Source organism: Streptomyces sp. 3211.6 (genome assembly GCF_003634815.1).
Classification (GTDB): Bacteria; Actinomycetota; Actinomycetes; order Streptomycetales; family Streptomycetaceae; genus Streptomyces; species Streptomyces katrae_A.
The window spans coordinates 1492949-1511096 of record NZ_RBXC01000001.1 but is presented as its reverse complement, the minus strand read 5'-3'; the positions used below and the strand labels follow the sequence as shown (position 1 = coordinate 1511096).

18 protein-coding genes are annotated in these 18148 nt (G+C 72.7%); 7 read left to right on the top strand and 11 right to left on the bottom strand.

What is annotated here, in order from left to right; genetic code table 11:
• Positions 1-15 precede the first annotated feature (15 nt).
• Positions 16-918, bottom strand: a complete 903-nt coding sequence (locus BX286_RS07035) for an alpha/beta fold hydrolase (protein ID WP_079424732.1) — start codon at positions 916-918, stop codon at positions 16-18.
• 331 nt (positions 919-1249) lie between these two features.
• Between BX286_RS07035 and BX286_RS07030 the strand changes: the two genes are divergently transcribed.
• Positions 1250-2002 (top strand): GntR family transcriptional regulator, encoded by a 753-nt coding sequence (locus BX286_RS07030; protein WP_079424731.1) that lies wholly within the window; start codon positions 1250-1252, stop codon positions 2000-2002.
• 159 nt (positions 2003-2161) lie between these two features.
• Here BX286_RS07030 and BX286_RS07025 read toward each other — a convergent pair whose 3' ends face one another.
• From BX286_RS07025 to BX286_RS07015, 3 genes are all read right to left on the bottom strand, one after another.
• On the bottom strand, positions 2162-3313 hold the full coding sequence (locus BX286_RS07025; protein WP_079424729.1) for an ROK family transcriptional regulator: 1152 nt from the start codon (positions 3311-3313) through the stop codon (positions 2162-2164).
• Between the two features lie 76 nt (positions 3314-3389).
• The gene (locus tag BX286_RS07020) at positions 3390-4040 is read right to left on the bottom strand and encodes a response regulator transcription factor (RefSeq protein ID WP_079424728.1); all 651 of its coding nucleotides are present in this window, start codon (positions 4038-4040) and stop codon (positions 3390-3392) included.
• 4 nt (positions 4041-4044) lie between these two features.
• Positions 4045-5226, bottom strand: a complete 1182-nt coding sequence (locus BX286_RS07015) for a sensor histidine kinase (protein ID WP_079424726.1) — start codon at positions 5224-5226, stop codon at positions 4045-4047.
• A 108-nt stretch (positions 5227-5334) separates the two neighbouring features.
• On the opposite strand from BX286_RS07015, the gene BX286_RS07010 reads away from it, so the two are divergent.
• Genes BX286_RS07010 through BX286_RS07000 form a run of 3 tightly spaced genes read left to right on the top strand, consistent with a single transcriptional unit; the run spans position 5335 to position 7500 of the window.
• The gene (locus tag BX286_RS07010) at positions 5335-6246 is read left to right on the top strand and encodes an ABC transporter ATP-binding protein (protein WP_079424725.1); all 912 of its coding nucleotides are present in this window, start codon (positions 5335-5337) and stop codon (positions 6244-6246) included.
• Positions 6247-6272: 26 nt separating this feature from the next.
• The gene (locus tag BX286_RS07005) at positions 6273-7022 is read left to right on the top strand and encodes an ABC transporter permease (protein ID WP_121014735.1); all 750 of its coding nucleotides are present in this window, start codon (positions 6273-6275) and stop codon (positions 7020-7022) included.
• 40 nt (positions 7023-7062) lie between these two features.
• Positions 7063-7500, top strand: a complete 438-nt coding sequence (locus BX286_RS07000; protein WP_121014734.1) for a hypothetical protein — start codon at positions 7063-7065, stop codon at positions 7498-7500.
• Positions 7501-7513: 13 nt separating this feature from the next.
• Here BX286_RS07000 and mug read toward each other — a convergent pair whose 3' ends face one another.
• The 5 genes from mug to BX286_RS06975 all read right to left on the bottom strand — a co-directional run bounded on the left by mug (position 7514) and on the right by BX286_RS06975 (position 12790).
• Complete coding sequence (gene mug / locus BX286_RS06995) at positions 7514-8062, bottom strand: G/U mismatch-specific DNA glycosylase (RefSeq protein ID WP_079431589.1); 549 nt, start codon at positions 8060-8062, stop codon at positions 7514-7516.
• Positions 8059-9492 (bottom strand): adenylosuccinate lyase, encoded by a 1434-nt coding sequence (purB, locus tag BX286_RS06990; protein WP_079424719.1) that lies wholly within the window; start codon positions 9490-9492, stop codon positions 8059-8061. Before purB ends, mug begins: the two co-directional genes overlap by 4 nt.
• Positions 9493-9563: 71 nt before the next feature.
• Positions 9564-10346, bottom strand: coding sequence for an SGNH/GDSL hydrolase family protein (locus BX286_RS06985; RefSeq protein WP_079424718.1), 783 nt, complete (start codon positions 10344-10346; stop codon positions 9564-9566).
• Positions 10347-10433: 87 nt separating this feature from the next.
• Positions 10434-11453 (bottom strand): hemolysin family protein, encoded by a 1020-nt coding sequence (locus BX286_RS06980; RefSeq protein ID WP_079424716.1) that lies wholly within the window; start codon positions 11451-11453, stop codon positions 10434-10436.
• Positions 11450-12790: a hemolysin family protein gene (locus tag BX286_RS06975; protein ID WP_100865156.1), complete on the bottom strand. Its 1341-nt coding sequence runs from the start codon at positions 12788-12790 to the stop codon at positions 11450-11452. The genes BX286_RS06980 and BX286_RS06975 overlap by 4 nt, the downstream gene beginning before the upstream one ends.
• A 241-nt stretch (positions 12791-13031) precedes the next feature.
• Between BX286_RS06975 and BX286_RS06970 the strand changes: the two genes are divergently transcribed.
• The 3 genes from BX286_RS06970 to BX286_RS06960 all read left to right on the top strand — a co-directional run bounded on the left by BX286_RS06970 (position 13032) and on the right by BX286_RS06960 (position 15454).
• Entirely contained in the window at positions 13032-13460 is a 429-nt protein-coding gene (locus BX286_RS06970) for a GNAT family N-acetyltransferase (RefSeq protein WP_100865157.1), read from the top strand.
• A 353-nt stretch (positions 13461-13813) separates the two neighbouring features.
• Positions 13814-14281: a ricin-type beta-trefoil lectin domain protein gene (locus BX286_RS06965; protein ID WP_121014733.1), complete on the top strand. Its 468-nt coding sequence runs from the start codon at positions 13814-13816 to the stop codon at positions 14279-14281.
• A 63-nt stretch (positions 14282-14344) separates the two neighbouring features.
• Entirely contained in the window at positions 14345-15454 is a 1110-nt protein-coding gene (locus BX286_RS06960; protein ID WP_100861852.1) for an IS630 family transposase, read from the top strand.
• Between the two features lie 59 nt (positions 15455-15513).
• On the opposite strand, the gene BX286_RS06955 is transcribed toward BX286_RS06960, so the two are convergent.
• Together BX286_RS06955 and BX286_RS06950 are read right to left on the bottom strand one after the other, a co-directional pair.
• A complete protein-coding gene (locus tag BX286_RS06955) occupies positions 15514-17058 on the bottom strand; it encodes an IS1182 family transposase (protein WP_121014732.1) in 1545 nt (514 codons plus the stop codon).
• A 104-nt stretch (positions 17059-17162) separates the two neighbouring features.
• Entirely contained in the window at positions 17163-17822 is a 660-nt protein-coding gene (locus tag BX286_RS06950; RefSeq protein ID WP_079424709.1) for a class I SAM-dependent methyltransferase, read from the bottom strand.
• Between the last annotated feature and the right edge of the window lie 326 nt (positions 17823-18148).

The window sequence follows — 18148 nt, the reverse complement described above, 5'->3', positions numbered from 1 at the left end:
GCGGCCGCCGCGCCGTCAGGCGTCGATGCGGGCGCCGTCGTCGGAGGCGGTGTCGTGCGCCGGGCCCTGCGCGGCGGCGGGTTCCGTGCCGTGCGCCGTGTCGCGGATGACCCGGGCGACCAGCGCGGGGTCGTCGTTCATCGGGACGTGTCCGCAGCCCCGCAGCCGCACCAGCCGGGCCCCGGGGATCGTCCGCTTGGCGCGCGGGCCCTGGCGGGGGAGCAGCAGCCGGTCGCGGGAGCCCCAGGCGATCGTCACGGGCAGCCCGGGCAGGTCGTGGGTGAACCGGACCGAGTCACCCGCGGCCAGCGTCCGCTCGAAGCCGGTGGCGCCCCGCAGGGCCAGGGTCTCGGCGACGACGGCCTCCGGGGCGCGGCGGCCCGGGCGGGCGTAGATGGCGCCGGTGAGCGCGGCGCGGCCGGCGGCGCTGCGGGCGAGCCGTTCCAGGAGGGAGTGGGGCAGGGCCCGGGCGCCGGCCCGCATCGCGCGCAGGGCGCAGAAGGCGTACACCCCCTCGGCCTCCGTCCAGAACCCGGCGGGGGAGAGGGCGGTGACGGAGCGGGCGAGACCCAGGCGCCCCATCTCGAGGGCGAGCAGCCCGCCGAGGGAGTTCCCCGCGACGTGCGGACGCTCGGCACCGAGCGCGGCGCAGAGCTTCCCGAGCGCCGGGGCGACGGTGGCGAGGTCGTAGGGGACGCCCGGCGGAAGGGGCTCGGAGGCGCCGAAGCCGGGCAGGTCGACGCAGATCACGTCGTACTCGGCCGCCAGGATGTCGGAGACCGGGTGCCAGGCCTGCAGGTGGTGGCCGATGCCGTGCAGCAGGAGGAGGGGTTCGCCCGCCCCCTTGCGCTCGTGGGCGACGGTGGCGGTGCGGGGACCCAGCGGCGAATCGATCGTGAAGGAGACCGTGGCGGTCATGCTGCTCCTCGTCGGGTGGGCGCGAGTGGGAGGGGCCGTCGGAGACGACCGCCCCATCATTACCGTCCGGTAGCCGTCGACGCGGGAGCTTGGGGAAACGTGCGGTGGGCACGAACATCCCGTGAACGTCTTGCTACATATGCCCGTTCTGCCCGGCAGGCTGGCCAGGATTGGTCTTGACCAAGGGGGTGCACCGTCCTATCGTCGCAGGGATAGTGCAGGAACCTTTAATAAACAAAGGCGCGGAACTGCGGCGCGGAACTGCGGCGCGGAACTGCCGCTGGAACCACCGCCGGACACGGCGACGGCGGCGATCGCAGGAGGAGTCAGGGTGGGGACCACGCAGCTCGAATCGGTACCGGAGCCGAAGTACTGGCACCTCAAGACCGTGCTCAGCGAAGCGCTGGACCGGGACTTCGCGGTCGGCGAGGTCCTGCCCAACGAGCGTGAGCTCGCCGCGCGCTTCGGAGTCGCCCGCGCCACCCTGCGGCAGGCCCTGGAGCAGCTCGAACTCGAAGGCCGCCTGCAGCGCCGCCGCGGGGTCGGCACGACCGTCGCCCCGCCGCGCGTGGGCGTGGCCGTCGGCAGCACGGGGCAGGGCTGGCCGGGCGAGGGCGCCGACGGCTGGGAGGCCGTGGACGCCGTCGAGGCCGTCCCGGCCGGCGCGGTCCTCGCGCTGCTCGGCACCGACGACGGCCAGGCGGTCCACACGGTGCGCCGGACCCGCGTCACCCAGGGCCAGGCCGTAGCGGCCGAACTGCTGTACGTGCCCGCCGCTTCCGTACCCGGGCTGTCCGCCATCGACGCCCTCGCCGGGCCCGCGCGGGCGCGCGCCGTCCTGCGGGAACTCCAGCGGCTCGCCCTGGACGGGCAGGACCGGTCGGTCGAGCTGGGCTCCGCCCGCGCCGACGACGCCAAGGAACTGGACCGGCTGCCGGGCGCCCCGGTACTCGTGGTCACCACCCGCTACTTCACCGCGGAGGGCACGGCCGCCGTCTCGGTGGCCACCTACCGCGCCGACACCTGCCGCCTCACCTTCGGCGACTCCGGCATGGAGATCACGGAGACCCGCGCCGCCTCCTGAAGCCGCGGGGCGGTATGCAGCCCCGCGCGGGGGCCCTTTCAGCGGTAGCCGCAGGAGTCCGGGGCCCTTCCGGCCCCGCCGGCTCTTGAGGCGGAAACGGTGACAGAGCGGGGCGGGGGCGGGGCCGCCGGGCAGCACCGCCCCCGCCCCCCGGCGGAGTCACCTGGCGGTGACGGTCCTCTCCACCGCGAACAGCTCCCGCTCCACATGGTCCAGCGCGAGCCGCAGCGCCCCCGTGGCCACGGCGGCCTCACCCAGCAGCGACAACGCCACCCGCGGCGGCCGCAGGCAGTACCTCTCCAGCTCCCGCCGCAGCGGTTCGAGCACCCCGTCCAGTCCGGCGGCCCACCCGCCGACCACCACCAGCTCCGGATCCATCGCCAGCACCAGCGCCGCCACGTCGTGCACCAGCCGCTGGAGGAACCGTTCCACCGCGGCCACCGCCTGCTCGTCGCCCCGCTTGGCCATCGCGAAGACCTCGGCGACCGCCGGCTCGTCCAGCGGATGCAGCGGTTCGCCCGTCGTCGACAGCAGCCGCTCCGGGCTGGCTTCCCGTCCCAGCAGGTGCAGTGCGCCGATCTCGCCCGCCGCACCGCCGAAGCCGCGGTGCAGCCGGCCGCCGATGAGGGAGCCCGCGCCCGGGCTGAGGCCGGCCATCACGAACACCATGTCGTCGGTGTCCCGCGCCGCACCCTTCCAGTGTTCGGCGACGGCCGCCGCGTTGGCGTCGTTCTCCACCCGGACCGGACAGCGGAAGGAGCGCCGCAGCCGCTCCCCGAGGGGCAGCCCGGTCCAGCCGGGCAGCGCCGTACCCAGGCGGACGGTGCCGTCGGCCTCCACGATGCCCGGACTGCCGACCCCGACCGCCCGCAGCGAGTCGCGCGGGATGCCGGCCCGGCGCAGCAGATCGGCCACCGCCACCCTGACCCGCTCCAGCCGCTCGTCGGCCGACGCGGTCTCGGCCACGTCCTTCGTCCCGGCCCCGATCACCCGGCCGTCGAGGCCGGACAGCAGTACCGCGATCCGGTGCGAGCCGATCTCGATGCCCAGCAGATGGCCCGCCTCGGCCCGGAACCGGAACCGTCTCGCCGGCCGTCCCTGCCGTCGCGCGCCTTCCTCCGCGTCGGCCTCGACCACCAGGCCGGCGCCCATCAGACCCTCCACCACCCCCTCGACCGTCGGCCGGGAGAGCCCGGTCACCCGGGTCAGGTCGGTGAGCGTCGGCGATTCGGCAGCGCGCAGCGCGCGCAGCACCACGGCCGAATTGATCCGCCTGAGCAGAGAGGGATCCCCGCCGGTCAGCTGCCCCAACGTGTGTCCTCCCAGCTAGCGGCCCTGTCAGCCGGATCGTACTGCGCCCCCGCCGTCGCGGCGAGAAGCGGCCCCCTCACGCCGGCGAGACGAACCCGGACTCGTACGCGGTGATCACCGCCTGGGTGCGGTCACGGGCCCCCAGCTTGCCCAGGATGGCGCTGACGTGCGACTTGACCGTCTCCGTGCCGACGATCAGCTCGCGGGCGATCTCCACATTGGTCAGGCCGCGCGCCATGAGCCGCAGGACCGCCTCTTCCCGCTCGGTCAGCGCCGCCCGCTCCAGGACGGCGCGGGCCTGCCGGTTGCCGTACTCGGCGGCGAGGGACCGCACCGCCGCCGGGAACAGCAGCGTCTCCCCCTCCGCCACCAGCCGCACCGCGTGCACGATCTCCGCGGGCCGCGCCCGCTTCAGCAGGAAACCGTCGGCCCCTGCGCGCAGCGCCTGGTAGACGTACTCGTCGTTCTCGAAGGTCGTCACCACGATGATCTTCGGCGGCGAGTCCACCGACCGCAGGACCGCCCGGGTCGCCTCGATCCCGTCGAGCAGCGGCATCCGCACGTCCATCGCCACCACGTCCGGGCGCAGTTGGCGGACGAGGGGGATGACGGACGCCCCGTCGGCCGCCTCCCCCACCACCTCGATGTCGGGCTGGGAGTCCAGGACCGCGCGCAGACCCGCGCGCACCAGGGGTTCGTCGTCGACGAGCAGTACGGTAACCGGCATCCGGTCAGCGTATTCGCTCCAGCGGAAGCCTCGCGCGCACCCGCCAGACCCCCTTGTGGGGGCCGGTTTCGGCTTCGCCGCCGAGCAGCGACGCCCGCTCCCGCATCCCGCGGAGTCCGCTTCCCCCGCCCGTGCTGACGCAGGGGCCCTCCGGCAGGGGGTTCGTCACCTCCAGCTCCAGCCGGCCCCCGGTCGTCTCGACCCGGACGCGGACCGGGACGGGCCCGCAGTGCCGCAGCACGTTCGTGAGCGCCTCCTGCAGGATCCGGTACCCCTCCCGGGTGACGGGGCCGGGCAACTCCTCCAGCGCACCCGACAGTTCGGCCTCCACCGCAGCCCCCGAGGCCCGGGCCGACTCCAGCAGGCGGTCCGCCTCGGCCAGGGTCGGCCGCTGCGAGGCCGGCTGCGCCGACTCCCGCAGCACCAGCAGCACCCGCTCCAGATCCTCCAGCGCGGCCCGGCCCGTCTCCTCGATCGCGTTCAGCGCGCGGTCGGTGAACTCCGGGTCACCGGCGGCCCGCGCGGCCCCCGCCTGCACCACCGCCACCGTCAGCGCGTGCCCGATGGAGTCGTGCAGCTCCCGCGCGATCCGGGTCCGTTCCAACAGCTGTTCCGTACGGGCCTCCAGCGCACTGAGCCGCTCGGCGGCCGACGGGCCCAGCAGCCGGCCCGCCACCAGGGTGATCAGCTCGCCGAGCAGGAACACGACCACCACCAGCAGGACCAGCGGCAGGGGCGCCAAGGCCACCGCCACCCACGGGGCGGTCGTGTCCGGCAGGATCCACTCCAGCTCCTTGCTCGGCCCGCGTCCGCAGGCCAGGGCGATCAGGTCGAGGGTGATGACCGGCAGCCAGACCGTGGCGCCCAGGGCGACCGCGGCGAAGAGCATCCGGGTCTCCAGCCACAGCAGCGTCCGCCAGCGATCGGCCCAGCGCGCGGACGGCTCCGCGCTTATGGTGCCGTCGGCGCCGTCCCGCTCGTACGGGGCGAGCAGGAACCGTGCCTGGAGCCCTTCGGCCATCCGGACCCAGGGCACGAAGCCGAAGGGCACGACGATCAGCAGCGGCATCCACGGTTTCCCGGGGTCTATGAACAGCCATACGGCCAGCAGCAGCACGGGTACGCACAGGTGCAACCAGCGGGAGTACGTCACTGGTTGGAACGGAGCGCGCAGGAGTCGGTACATGCCCCCATCGTCGCAGCGCCCGATCACCGGGCGTCTCCCCCGTACGGGGGAGACGGGACCCTCGCATGGGGGAGGGAGGGGGCGGGGGCCGACGGCGAGCCTTGAGACATGAACAGCATCGAGTTCCGCGAACTGACCAAGGCCTACGGCGCTTCCCCGGCCGTGGACCACCTCACCTTCGATGTCCTGCCCGGGCGGGTCACCGGCTTCCTCGGACCCAACGGCGCCGGGAAGTCGACCACGATGCGCCTGCTGCTCGGTCTGGACCGCCCGACCTCGGGCACGGCCACCATCGGCGGAGAGCGCTACCAGGACCTCCGGGACCCGCTGCGCCGGGTCGGGGCGCTCCTCGACGCCCAGGCGGCGCACGGAGGGCGCACCGCGCGGGACCACCTGCGCATGCTCGCGGCGGCCGGCGGGATCCCGGCGGACCGGGTGCGGGCGGTCATGGAGCAGACCGGTATCGCCTCGGTGGCCGGCCGGCGGGTCAAGTCCTTCTCCCTCGGCATGCGCCAGCGCCTGGGCATCGCCTCGGCCCTGCTCGGCGACCCGGAGGTCCTGCTCCTGGACGAGCCCACCAACGGCCTCGACCCGGAGGGCATCGTCTGGATCCGCGAGCTGCTGCGCGAGCTGGCCGATGACGGCCGCACCGTCCTGGTCTCCAGCCACCTGATGTCGGAGACCGCGGCCTTCGCCGACCACCTGATCGTCCTCGGCCGCGGCCGGCTGCTGGCCGACACGTCGATGGAGGAGTTCATCGACGCCCGCAGCACCCCGCGGGTGCGGCTGCGCACCTCCGAACCGGCCCGGCTGCGGACGGCCCTGGCCCGGGAGGGGTTCGAGCTGGCCGACGCCGACGGCGGGCGCTTGACCGTCGAGGGCATACAGGCCGAGCAGCTCGGCCGGCTGGCCGCCCGTGAGGGCGTCCCCGTGCTCGAACTCACCGACGAGCGGGCCTCACTGGAGCAGGCCTACCTCGACCTGACCGCAGAACACGCCCAGTTCGCCGCCACCCGCTGAACCCCCGCACCGAAGGAGGCCCCGCCATGAGCACCGCTCTGCCCACCCGCCCCGTCCTGCACTCGGAATGGATCAAGATACGGTCCCTGCGCGGCAGCTTCACCGCGCTGATCATGATCCTCGCCTCAACGGTCGGCATCCAGACACTGACCGCCGCCGCGATAGGCCAGGCCGAGGGCGGCGCCCTGGGGGAGGACCCCCTCTTCGCCGCCTACTACGGCATCTTCTGGGGCCAGATCGCCGCCATGGCCTTCGGCACCACCGCCCTGTCCGCCGAGTTCCACAACGGCGCCCTGCGCACCTCGTTGGCGGCCGTGCCGAACCGGACCCGCTTCTACCTGTCGAAGATGGCCGTGATCGGCGGACTCGCCCTCCTCGTGGGCCAGGTCACCGGCGTCCTCACCTTCGTCGCGGGCCAGGCCGCCATGGGCCCGTACGCCCTCCACCTCGGCGATCCCGGCAGCTACCGCGCCATCGTCGGCAGCGGCCTCTACCTCACCCTGATCGCCCTGTTCGCGGCCGGACTGACGGCCCTGCTCCGCAGCGGAGCGCTCGTGTTGAGCCTGCTCATACCCCTCTTCCTGATGGTGTCCTTCATCGTCGGCGCGGCCACCGGCGGCGTGGCCGAGTTCCTTCCGGACCGGGCCGGACAGCTGGTGATGCACAGCCAGGCGGGGGGACACCTCGGGCCGTGGAGCGGGCTGGGCGTGCTCACCCTGTGGGCCGGTGCCGCACTGGCCGGCGGCTGGCTGGCGGTGCGGCGCAGGGCGGCTTGACGCAGGGCCAGTTGTCAGTGGCCACCGCGATACTGACGGCATGACCACGGCAGAGCACCTCGACACGATCGACCGGCTCCGGGCGAGGGCATTCCCGGCCGGCAGGGAGGCGTCCGGTGAGTACGGCGGCGGCCCGGGCCACCACCTCGTCGGGCTCAGCCGGACCCGGGACTTCTGGGAGGACGACGGGTCCGGCCGGGAGGAGGCCGCCGACCAGATCAACGCCGAGTACGGGGCGCTGGTCCAGGCCCTCACCGACCGGTGGGGAGCGCCGCAGGTCTTCGCGCTGGACTCGCTGCTCTACCGGCAGTTCGACGGGGAGGAGATACCCGAGCCCTGGCAGGAGCTCTGCGGCAGCACCGACCACGTGCACCTGTGGCGGGCCGAGGACCGGTGGCTGCTGGTGTGCGTGACGCAGTGGGACAAGGAGCTGCCCTTCCTGCTGACGGCGGGGGTCACCGTCGTCGACCCGCCGTAGCCGGGGGCGGGGCTCAGGAGCCGGAGGGGTCCTGCGAGGCCTCGCGGAGCCGGGCGAACTCCTCGGCCATGGAGGCCGCGGTCCAGTGGGCGTTGAGCCCGCTCGGATTGGGAAGGGCCCAGATCCGGGTCGTGCCGATGGTGCGCTCCTGGGGGCCGATGACGGCCCTCGGTTCGTGGAAAGCGGTGCGGTAGGCGGTGATGCCGACCACGGCCAGCCACTGCGGGCGCAGCCGTTCCACCTTCGCCGTCAGGATCCGGCCGCCCTCGCGGAACTCCTCGGCGCTCAGCTCGTCGGCGCGGGCGGTGGCCCGGGCGACGACGTTGGTGATGCCCAGGCGGTAGGCGAGCAGTTCCTCCTGCTCGGCGGGGGCCAGCAGGCGGGGGGTGAAGCCGGACAGGTGCAGGACCGGCCAGAAACGGTTGCCGGGGCGGGCGAAGTGGTGGCCCGTCGCGGCGGAGAGGAGGCCCGGATTGATACCGCAGAACAGCACACGCAGACCGCCCGCGACCACATCCGGGAGGACGCGGTCGCGGGCGGCTTCGAGCTCGTCGGGGGTCAGAGGATCGACCCGGGGGCGTAACCGGCGGCTTCCGGGTGCTCCTTGGCGATGGCCTCGATACGGGAGACCACGCTCGCGACCTGGTCGCCCGCAGCGCCCGTGAAGGACAGCTTGTCGGCCATCAGGGCGTCCAGCTGCGCGCGGTCCAGCGGCATCCGCTCGTCGGCCGCGAGCTTGTCGAGGAGCTCGTTGCGCTCGGCGCCCTGCTCGCGCATGGCCAGGGCGGAGGCGACGGCGTGCTCCTTGATGACCTCGTGGGCGGCCTCGCGGCCCACGCCGGCCCGCACCGCGCCCATCAGCACCTTGGTGGTCGCGAGGAACGGCAGGTAGCGGTCCAGCTCGCGGGCCACGACGGCCGGGAAGGCACCGAACTCGTCGAGGACCGTCAGGAAGGTCTCCAGCAGGCCGTCGAAGGCGAAGAAGGCGTCCGGCAGGGCCACCCGGCGGACGACGGAGCAGGAGACGTCGCCCTCGTTCCACTGGTCGCCGGCCAGCTCGCCCGTCATCGAGGCGTAGCCGCGCAGGATGACCATCAGGCCGTTCACGCGCTCGCAGGAGCGGGTGTTCATCTTGTGCGGCATCGCGGAGGAGCCGACCTGGCCGGGCTTGAAGCCCTCGGTGACCAGCTCGTGGCCGGCCATCAGGCGGATCGTCTTGGCGATCGACGACGGGGCGGCGGCCAGCTGCACCAGGGCGGTGACCACGTCGTAGTCGAGGGAACGGGGGTAGACCTGGCCGACCGAGGTGAAGGCCTGGGAGAAGCCGAGGTGTGCGGCGATGCGCTGCTCCAGGTCGGCCAGCTTGGCGGCGTCCCCGCCGAGCAGGTCGAGCATGTCCTGGGCGGTGCCGACCGGGCCCTTGATCCCGCGCAGCGGGTAGCGCTCGAGCAGGTTCTCCAGGCGGTCGTAGGCCACCAGCAGCTCGTCGGCGGCGGTCGCGAAGCGCTTGCCGAGGGTGGTGGCCTGCGCGGCCACGTTGTGGGAGCGGCCGGCCATGACCAGCTCGGCGTGCTCGCCGGCGAGCTTGCCCAGACGCGCCAGCACGGCGACGGTGCGGTCGCGGGCCAGCTCCAGCGAGAGCCGGATCTGCAGCTGCTCGACGTTCTCGGTGAGGTCGCGGGAGGTCATGCCCTTGTGCACGTGCTCGTGGCCGGCGAGGGCGTTGAACTCCTCGATCCGGGCCTTCACGTCGTGCCGGGTGACCTTCTCGCGCTCGGCGATGGAGCCGAGGTCGACGGTCTCCAGGACGCGCTCGTAGTCGGCGAGGGCGGCGTCCGGGACCTCGATGCCGAGGTCCTTCTGGGCGCGCAGGACGGCGAGCCACAGCCGCCGCTCCAGCGTCACCTTGTACTCGGGGGACCACAGGACGGCGAGCTCCGCGGAGGCGTAGCGGCCGGCCAGGACATTGGGGATGCGGGGCTTGGCTGTCACGTGTAGGGATTCTACTGGGGCTCGAGCTGTGCGTTTACGCAGGTGGGGGCACCGCCCGCAATTGTGGCTTGCTACAAGAGCGGGGAGGCCGGGTATGGCAGAAGCTCCGGCCGCTTCGGGGGGCGGCCGTCGCCCGAGGAGCGTCCCGTCAGCCGCCGGCCGATCCAGGGCAGCAGGTGCCGCTTCGCGAAGCGCAGGTCCTCGGTGCGCCGCACGCCCCAGCCGGGGGCGGAGGCGGGCGGCAGGGCCGCCGTCCAGTCGTCCTCGGCGGGCAGGCCCAGGGCCTGCCAGACGGCCTCCGCGACCCGGCGGTGCCCCTCGGCCGTCAGGTGCAGCCGGTCGGCGTCCCACAGGCGCGGGTCCCCGAGCACGGGCGCCCCGTACAGGTCCACCAGCAGCGCCCCGTGGCGAGCGGCCAGCTCCTCGAGGATGCCGAAGAGCTCCTCCATGCGCGGCCGGAAGCGTTCCATCACCGGACCGTGCCGGCCCGGCGAGCGCATCAGGACCAGGCGCCCGCAGGAGGGCGCCAGCACCTCCACGGCGGCCTCCAGGTGGCCCCGGACCCGCCCCATGTCGACCTTCGGCCGCAGGGCGTCGTTCAGGCCGCCGACCAGGGTCACCACGTCCGCGCCCATCGCCGCGGCGGCGGGCGCCTGGTCCTCGGCGATCTGCCCGATCAGCTTCCCGCGCACCGCGAGGTTGGCGTAGCGGAAGCCCGGCTCGCGGGCCGCCAGCCGGGCGGCCAGGACATCGGCCCAGCCCCGGTAGGAGCCGTCCGGGAGCAGATCGGACATGCCCTCGGTGAAGGAGTCGCCGACCGCGACGAAACTGGTGTAAGACACATTCATCCCCATGGCGCAGCGATGCTACCGCGCGGTACCCCGGCCCCGCCGGGCCGGGCACCGCAGCGCCCGGGCCGGCGGGGCTACGCCCCGGCGGGGCTAAGCGGAGGCCGGCTTGCCGAACAGCTCGCGCAGCACGTCCTCCATCGTCACCAGCCCCGTCATGGCCCCGTCCGCCCCCAGGACCGCCGCCAGGTGGGTACGGCTGGCCCGCATGGCGGTCAGCACGTCGTCCAGCGGGGTCTCCGCCCGCACCTGGGCGATCGGCCGCAGTGCGGACACCGGGAAGGGCTCGGCCCGCTCCACCACGTCCAGGGCGTCCTTGACGTGCAGGTAGCCCAGGATCCGCCGCTGCCCGTCGACGACCGGGAAGCGGGAGTAGCCCGACTCGGCCGACAGCCCTTCCAGCCCGGCGGCGGTGATGCCCTGCCGGGCCGTGACCACCCGGTCCACGGGCAGCACCACATCGGCGACCGGACGCCGCCCCAGCTCCAGGGCGTCGTGCAGTCGCTCGCTCGCCCGGTCGTCGATCAGCCCGGCGTCGCTGGAGTCCTTCACCATCCGGGCCAGCTCGTCGTCCGAGAACGTGGCCGCGACCTCGCCCTTCGCGTCCACCCGCAGCAGCCTCAGCAGGGTGTTGGCGAAGGCGTTGATCGCGAAGATCACCGGCTTGAGCGCGTGGGTCATGGCCACCAGCGGCGGCCCCAGCAGCAGGGCGGTGCGCACCGGCTCGGCCAGCGCCACGTTCTTGGGCACCATCTCGCCGAAGAGCATGTGCAGGTAGGTGGCCAGGGCCAGCGCGATCACGAAGGAGATCGCGTGGGTCACCCCGGAGGGGACCCCGACGGCGTCGAGCAGCGGGCTCAGCAGGTGCGCGATGGCCGGCTCGGCCACCACGCCCAGCACCAGGGTGCACAGCGTGATGCCCAGCTGGGCCGCAGCCATCAGCGCCGACACGTGCTCCAGGCCCCAGACGACCGCACGGGCCCGCCGGTCGCCCTGTTCGGCGGACGGCTCGATCTGGCTGCGCCGGACCGAGATCAGCGCGAACTCCGCGCCGACGAAGAAGGCGTTGACGACCAGGGTCGCCAGGCCGATCAGCAGCTGGATCGCGGTCATCGCTCCCCCTCCGGGGCCTCTTCGCCGGGCGTCTCCGTCGGCGCGTGGAGCAGGACGCGGGCGGCGCGTCGACCGCTCGCGTCGACCACGTCCAGCCGCCAGCCGTCCAGTTCCAGCCGGTCGCCGACGGCCGGGATCCGGCCCAGCTCGGCGGCTATCAGCCCGGCCAGGGTCTCGTACGGGCCCTCGGGCACCCGCAGGCCGATCCGCCGGAGCTGGTCGGTGCGGGCGGCGCCGTCGGCCGAGTACAGAGCGCGGCCGGACTCGTCCGTGCCGGCCGGGGCGAGGTCGGAGGTCTCGTGCGGGTCGTGCTCGTCGCGCACCTCGCCGACGACCTCCTCGACGATGTCCTCCAGGGTGGCCACGCCGGCCGTGCCGCCGTACTCGTCGATCACGACGGCCATCGTCTGCCTGCCGGACAGCCGGTCCAGCAGCCGGTCGACGGTCAGCGACTCCGGTACCAGGAGCGGCTCGCGCAGCAGCTGCGACACCGGGTGGCGGTGGCGCTCCTCGGCGGGCAGGGCCAGGACGTCCTTGATGTGGACCGTGCCGACGACGGTGTCGAGGCTGCCCCGGTAGACGGGGAAGCGGGACAGGCCGGTGGCCATGGTCGCGTTGGCCACGTCCTCGGCGGTGGTCTGCACGTCCAGGGCGGTGACCTGCACGCGCGGGGTCATCACGTTCTCGGCGGTCAGGTCGGCCAGGTTCAGGGTCCGCACGAACAGCTCGGCCGTGTCCTTCTCCAGCGCGCCCGCCTTGGCGGAGTGCCGGGCCAGGGCCACCAGCTCCTCGGGGCTGCGCGCCGAGGCGAGCTCCTCGGCGGGCTCCAGGCCCAGCCGCCGGACCAGGTGGTTGGCGGTGGTGTTGAGGTGGCTGATCAGCGGCTTGAAGGCGCGGCTGAACACCCGCTGCATGGTCGCCACGCGCTTGGCGACGGCCAGGGGGGAGGAGATCGCCCAGTTCTTGGGGACCAGCTCGCCGACGACCATCAGCACCACCGTCGACAGGACGGTGCCGAGCACCAGGGCGGTGGAGGAAGCGGCCGCGGCCGACAGGCCCACGGCCTTGAAGGGGCCCGCGAGCAGGGCGGCGATCGAAGGCTTGGAGATCATGCCGATGACCAGGCCGGTCACGGTGATGCCGAGCTGGGCGCCGGAGAGCTGGAAGGTCAGGCTGCGGACGGCGGCCAGGGCGCTGTCCGCGCCGCGCTCGCCGCGCTCGACGGCCCGTTCGAGCTCGCTGCGCTCGACGGTGGTCAGCGAGAACTCGGCGGCGACGAAGACCCCACAGGCAACGCAGAGCAGCAGTGCCACGACGAGCAGGAGCACTTCGGTCATCGGTCGATCACCTCCGTCCCATGATCGGCCAGGGGGAGGGGTACCGCGCGATGTCGCGTTGCGGAATGCCGGGTACTGGGAGGCTCGCCCATGGGCGGACGCTCACACCTTTCGGTCGGGAGGGCTCGGACGGGGGTCCGGGGGCCGGGGTCCGGCAGGGACCCTGACCACATGGTAAAGGAAAGGCAAAGGCGATGGCTCCTCCTTTTGGCCCAGGGTGCGCGGGTGGTGGGATCGCCGCATGGACGATCTTCATCTCGGGCCGGCGTCCGCCGCGGACCTGCCCGCCGTACTGGATTTCTGGAAGACCGCCGCCAAGGGCACGAGCATCAGCGACGACCTGGCCGGGGTCGAGCGGCTGCACGCCCGCGACCCGCAGGCCCTGCTGCTCGCCTGGCGCGACGGGGAGCTCGTCGGCACCGTGATCGCGGGGTTCGACGGCTGGCGCTGCCACCTGTACCGCCTCGCGGTCCACCCGGCCCACCGCCGGCGGGGGATCGGGTCGGCGCTGCTGGCCGCCGCCGAGGCCCGGTTCGTGGAGTTGGGCGGCCGGCGCGCCGACGCGATGGTGCTCGACGGGAACGAGCAGGCCCACGGCGCGTGGGACGCGGCCGGCTACCACCCGGAGGAGGTCTGGACCCGGTGGGTCAAGCCGCTGGCCGGCGCGTAAGGGATTTTCGGCCACATTCCACAATGCCTGACCGTTTATTCTGGGGATATTGGCTCGATATCGCTCGCATCCGGGCGTCGGGATTATGGGGGAGCCGGATATCCGGAACGTTTCGGCGGGTGGGACGTCGCAGGTCGGGGGCGTGACGAAAAGGAATCCCAGATGGGAGCCATGATCGGTGATCATCGGATGATCCGGGGACTGGGCGGTTCGGGTGGCAGGGCGGGCGGATTTCGTCAACCGTCGGGTGATCGCTGATATCAATTTCCCTGCGCTCGGATCCGCGCCGAACCACCCTCATTCCGGTCGTGTGCCCACCGCTCCGGCCTGCCTTCGAGAATGGAATCCGCATCATGGGAATCTCCTTCCGCAAGACCGTCGCCCTCGCCGCCCTGGCCCTGACGGCCTCCCTGCTCCCGGCCGGTGGGGCGGGCGCCGTCCAGCAGGCTGCCGTCCCCGGCCGGTACTGCCTCGCCAACGCCTGGGGGACCCCGAACATCTCCTCGAAGCCCTGCGACGCCAACGACCAGGGCCAGCACTGGACCGTCTCCGGCAACCAGATCTCCCTCGCCGGCGCCCGCGCCTACTGTCTGGCCAACACCTGGAACAGCACGCAGGTGAGCACGAAGCCGTGCAACCCCAACGACCAGGGCCAGTACTGGAACGTCTCGGGCCAGGGGATCTCCCTCACCTTCGCCCCCGCCTACTGCCTCGCCAACGCCTGGGGGAACCCCAGCGTCGCCACGAAGCCCTGCGACCAGGCCGACCAGGGGCAGAAGTGGGTGGTCTTCAACGACCAGATCAGCCTGGCCCAGGGCTGATCCGGCGCGAATTGTCAGACAGGCCCTAGTGTCCTGAGTCTTAAATTTCCATATAGTTGAGGCATGACGCGCCCGGGACCGAAGCTTGCGCCGCTGGATTTGACTGATGCTGAGCGATCAGTGTTGGAGGGGTGGGTGCGGCGGCGTAAGTCCGCGCAGGACATGGCGATGCGGGCCCGTGTGATCCTGGCCTGTGACGATGTCGGGGAGGACGGCTTTCCCGTGTCGACGCGTGCGGTGATGGAGCGGGTCGGGGTGTCCCGCGACACCGTCTCGAAGTGGCGTAAGCGTTTCCTGGCGGACCGTCTCGACGGGTTGTCGGACGAGCCGCGTCCGGGCCGGCCCCGCACGGTGATGGACGAGCAGGTCGCCGATCTGATCGCCCGGACGCTGGAGTCGAAGCCGGAGAACGCCACGCACTGGTCGACCCGGTCGATGGCGAAGAAGACCGGGCTGTCGCAGTCGACCGTTTCCCGGGTGTGGCGGGCTTTCGGCTTGCAGCCGCACCGGTCCGAGACGTTCAAGCTATCCACGGACCCGTTCTTCGTCGACAAGGTCCATGACGTGGTGGGGCTGTATCTCGATCCGCCGGAGCGGGCGCTGGTGCTGTGTGTGGACGAGAAGTCGCAGATCCAGGCGCTGGACCGGTCCCAGCCGGTGCTGCCGATGATGCCCGGGGTGCCCGAGCGGGCCAGTCACGACTACGTCCGCGCTGGCACCACCACGCTGTTCGCGGCCTTCGACGCGGCCACCGGCAAGGTGATCGGGTCCCTCCACCGCCGGCACCGGGCCGAGGAGTTCAGGAAGTTCCTGAACAAGCTCGACAAGGAGATCCCTGCCGGACTCCAGGTCCACTTGATCTGCGACAACTACGCGACCCACAAGACCGCGGCGGTCAAGAAGTGGCTGCTGGCCCATCCCAGGTTCCACATGCACTTCACGCCCACCAGCTCGTCCTGGCTGAACCTGGTCGAGCGGTGGTTCGCCGAGCTGACGAACAAGCGGATACGGCGAGGAGTCCACAAGTCGGTCCAGGCGCTGGAGAAGGACATCCGCACCTGGATCGACTCATGGAACGAAGACCCCAAGCCGTTCATCTGGACCAAGACTGCCGACCAGATCCTCGAATCCCTCGCCTCGTACTGCCGACGAATTACCGACTCAGGACACTAGAAGACTGATGAAGATCTTGTTGAGGGGCCGTCCGGCCGTAGGCCGGGCGGCCCCTCTGGTTATGTGATGGCCGGTGCGAGGCGCCAGGTGCCGCCTGTGTGAGTGAGTCCGAGGTTGATCAGGCGGCGGAGGTTGAGGGCGGCTGCTCGGGTGTGGAGCCAGGCGTTGTTGCTGATGGTGCCCCGGTAGCGGAGTCGGCGGTTGCCGTGGTGGACGAGCCAGGCGACGGCACGTTCGACTGGTGGCCGCCAGCGGCGGTAGTCGGCCTGCCAGGCGGGGTCGGTGGCGGCCTGGCGGCGGGCCGCGGCCTGCAGATTATGGTGGGGGCGGATGGTCAGGACGCGTCCGGCTTTGGCCTTGGTGCACTGCTCACGCAGCGGGCATCGGGTGCACACGTTCCCGAAGACGGCCCTGCGCTGGTGGTGGCGGCCGCCGGGCTCGGACAGGCCGACGGTGTGGCCTTGGGGGCAGGTCACGGTGGCGGCCGAGGTGTCGATGGCGAAGTCGTCGAGGGTGAAGCCGTCTGGAACGGCCGGCCGCAGCGGGGCGGGTTTGAGGAACAGCCGGTGTCCGGCCTCTTCGAGGGCCTGGCGGGCGTCGCCGGTGGAGTAGGCGGTGTCACCGAAGGCGTCCACCGGGGTGTCCTCCTCGGCCAGCAGTTCAAGGCCGACGGCTGCCTCGTGGTGCTCTGGCCCGGCCCCGGGCCGCAGGGCGACGGCGGTGTATAACCCGGTCTCCGGCTCGACGGCGAGGTGGGCCTTGTATCCGTCCTGCTGATGGGAGCGGGTCTTGTGGATGTGCCGGGACTCGGGGTCGACGGTGGAGATCATCCGGTCCGGGGCGGTCCCTTGGGTGATGCGCCAGCGGCCGTCACGGCCGTCGGAGTCCTCGGCCGGTTCCACGTCCTGCCCGGCGACCAGCGCGAGGATGCCGACCGCGTTCGCTGCCTTCTCGCCCAGTTCCTGCTCGGGCAGATGCCCGAGCAGTCTGACCGCGTCGCCGACGAGCGCGTCGACCAGGTTGGCTCGTGCCTGGGCATCGTTCCAGGTGATGCGGGGTTTGCCCGGGTCGGTGTAGTCGTGGGCGGTGCACTGCGCGGCGGCAGCCTCGGCGCCGCCGGGGACTTCCCGGATCACCACCCGGATGGCGCCGATGATCTGGGTGACGGTGTCCTGGGTGGCGACCGCGTCGTCCAGCACGGTGGAGTCCAGTGCCCGCCGGTGCTTGCCCCTGAGGACACCGGTGGCCTTCACGACCTCCCGCACGGCCTCGAAGGCCCGGTTCGGGCTGGTGGAGCGGGCCAGCCGGCGCCGGAAGTACGCCAGAAGCGACGGGTCGAACGCGGTGTCATGCAGTCCCAGCCCGCACGCGGCCTTCCACCGCAGGTCACACCGCAGTTCCTGGACCGTCTCGAAGTCCGACATGCCGTGCAGGGCCTGCAATGTGATCGCCGCGGCCAGAATCTGCGGCGGCATGGACGGCCGCCCGTTCGCCGACGGATACATGTCCGCGAACATCGCCGCGGGGAACAACCGGCCACGGTGCTCGGCCAGGAACGCGAACACACTCCCAGCCGGAATCAACTCCCGGCACGTCGCCCACACATCAGGTCCGACCGTCTCCCCGACCCACTCCCCTTGAACCACAACACGAGTCTGGCCCCACCGCTGACGCGGCGGGGCCAGAACCCAACATCTTCATCAGTCTTCTAGTCGTCCGAGCGGCGGGCCGAGCCGATGACGCAGTACGAGGTCGGGAGGGACGGGCCGCGCTCCGGTAGCCGGAAGGAGCGGTGCGCGGTGATCCGGAACCCGGCCGCCTCGATCGCGGCGAGCGGGTCGCGGGCGGTGTGGCACCCTCCGAACAGGCGGGGCCACACCGTCCTGTCCAGCGCCCGCTGCACCGAGGCCATCCCGGGCCCGGGGGCGATCCCGTGCTCCAGGAACCGCAGCTCGGCGCCGGGGCGCAGGACCCGGTGCAGTTCGCTGAGGGCTCGCGGCAGGTTCCGTACGGTGCACAGCACCAGCGAGGCGACGGCGGCGTCGAAGGCCTCGCTCTTGACCGGCAGGGCCTCGGCGACACCCGGTACCAGGTCCACCGGCACCTCGGCACGCAGGGCGGCGGCCGCCGCGAGCCGGCGCAGCGTGCGCTCCGGCTCGACCGCGACGACCTCGGAGACCGTGCGGGGGTAGTGCGCGAAGTTCAGGCCGTTGCCGGCCCCGATCTCGATGACGCGGCCGGACACCCCCCGCAGCAGTTCCTCGCGCAGCGCCCCGATTCCGGCGCGGGTCTCGGCGGCGGTGCTGGCGCGGGCGTAGAACCGGGCGAAGCAGGGGTGGTGGACCGGATCGGGGGCGTGGGCGGGCATGGGACGGCCTCCGGGCGCGCGTCGGGGGCTGGCGGGCGGACACACGGGCGCACATGTGCCCTCCCGGCCTGTTCCCCGCCCCGCCGGGCCGCGAAACCGCCCGGCCCGCGCGTGCCGCACTCCGCGGCAGCACGACCGGCCCGCCCGCGCCCGGGACCCCGGGCACGAACGCCCCGCGAGGCCCCGGGGCGTCCGTCCCTCGGGCCGGCCCAGGCGGCCAGGTCCGGGGCGGGATCCCCGGGCAGGAGCCCCGCCCGGCCCCCGGGTGTCCGCCCCTCAGGCCGGCCAGGCGGCCATGTCCGGGCCCGGGATCCCGGGCAGGAGCC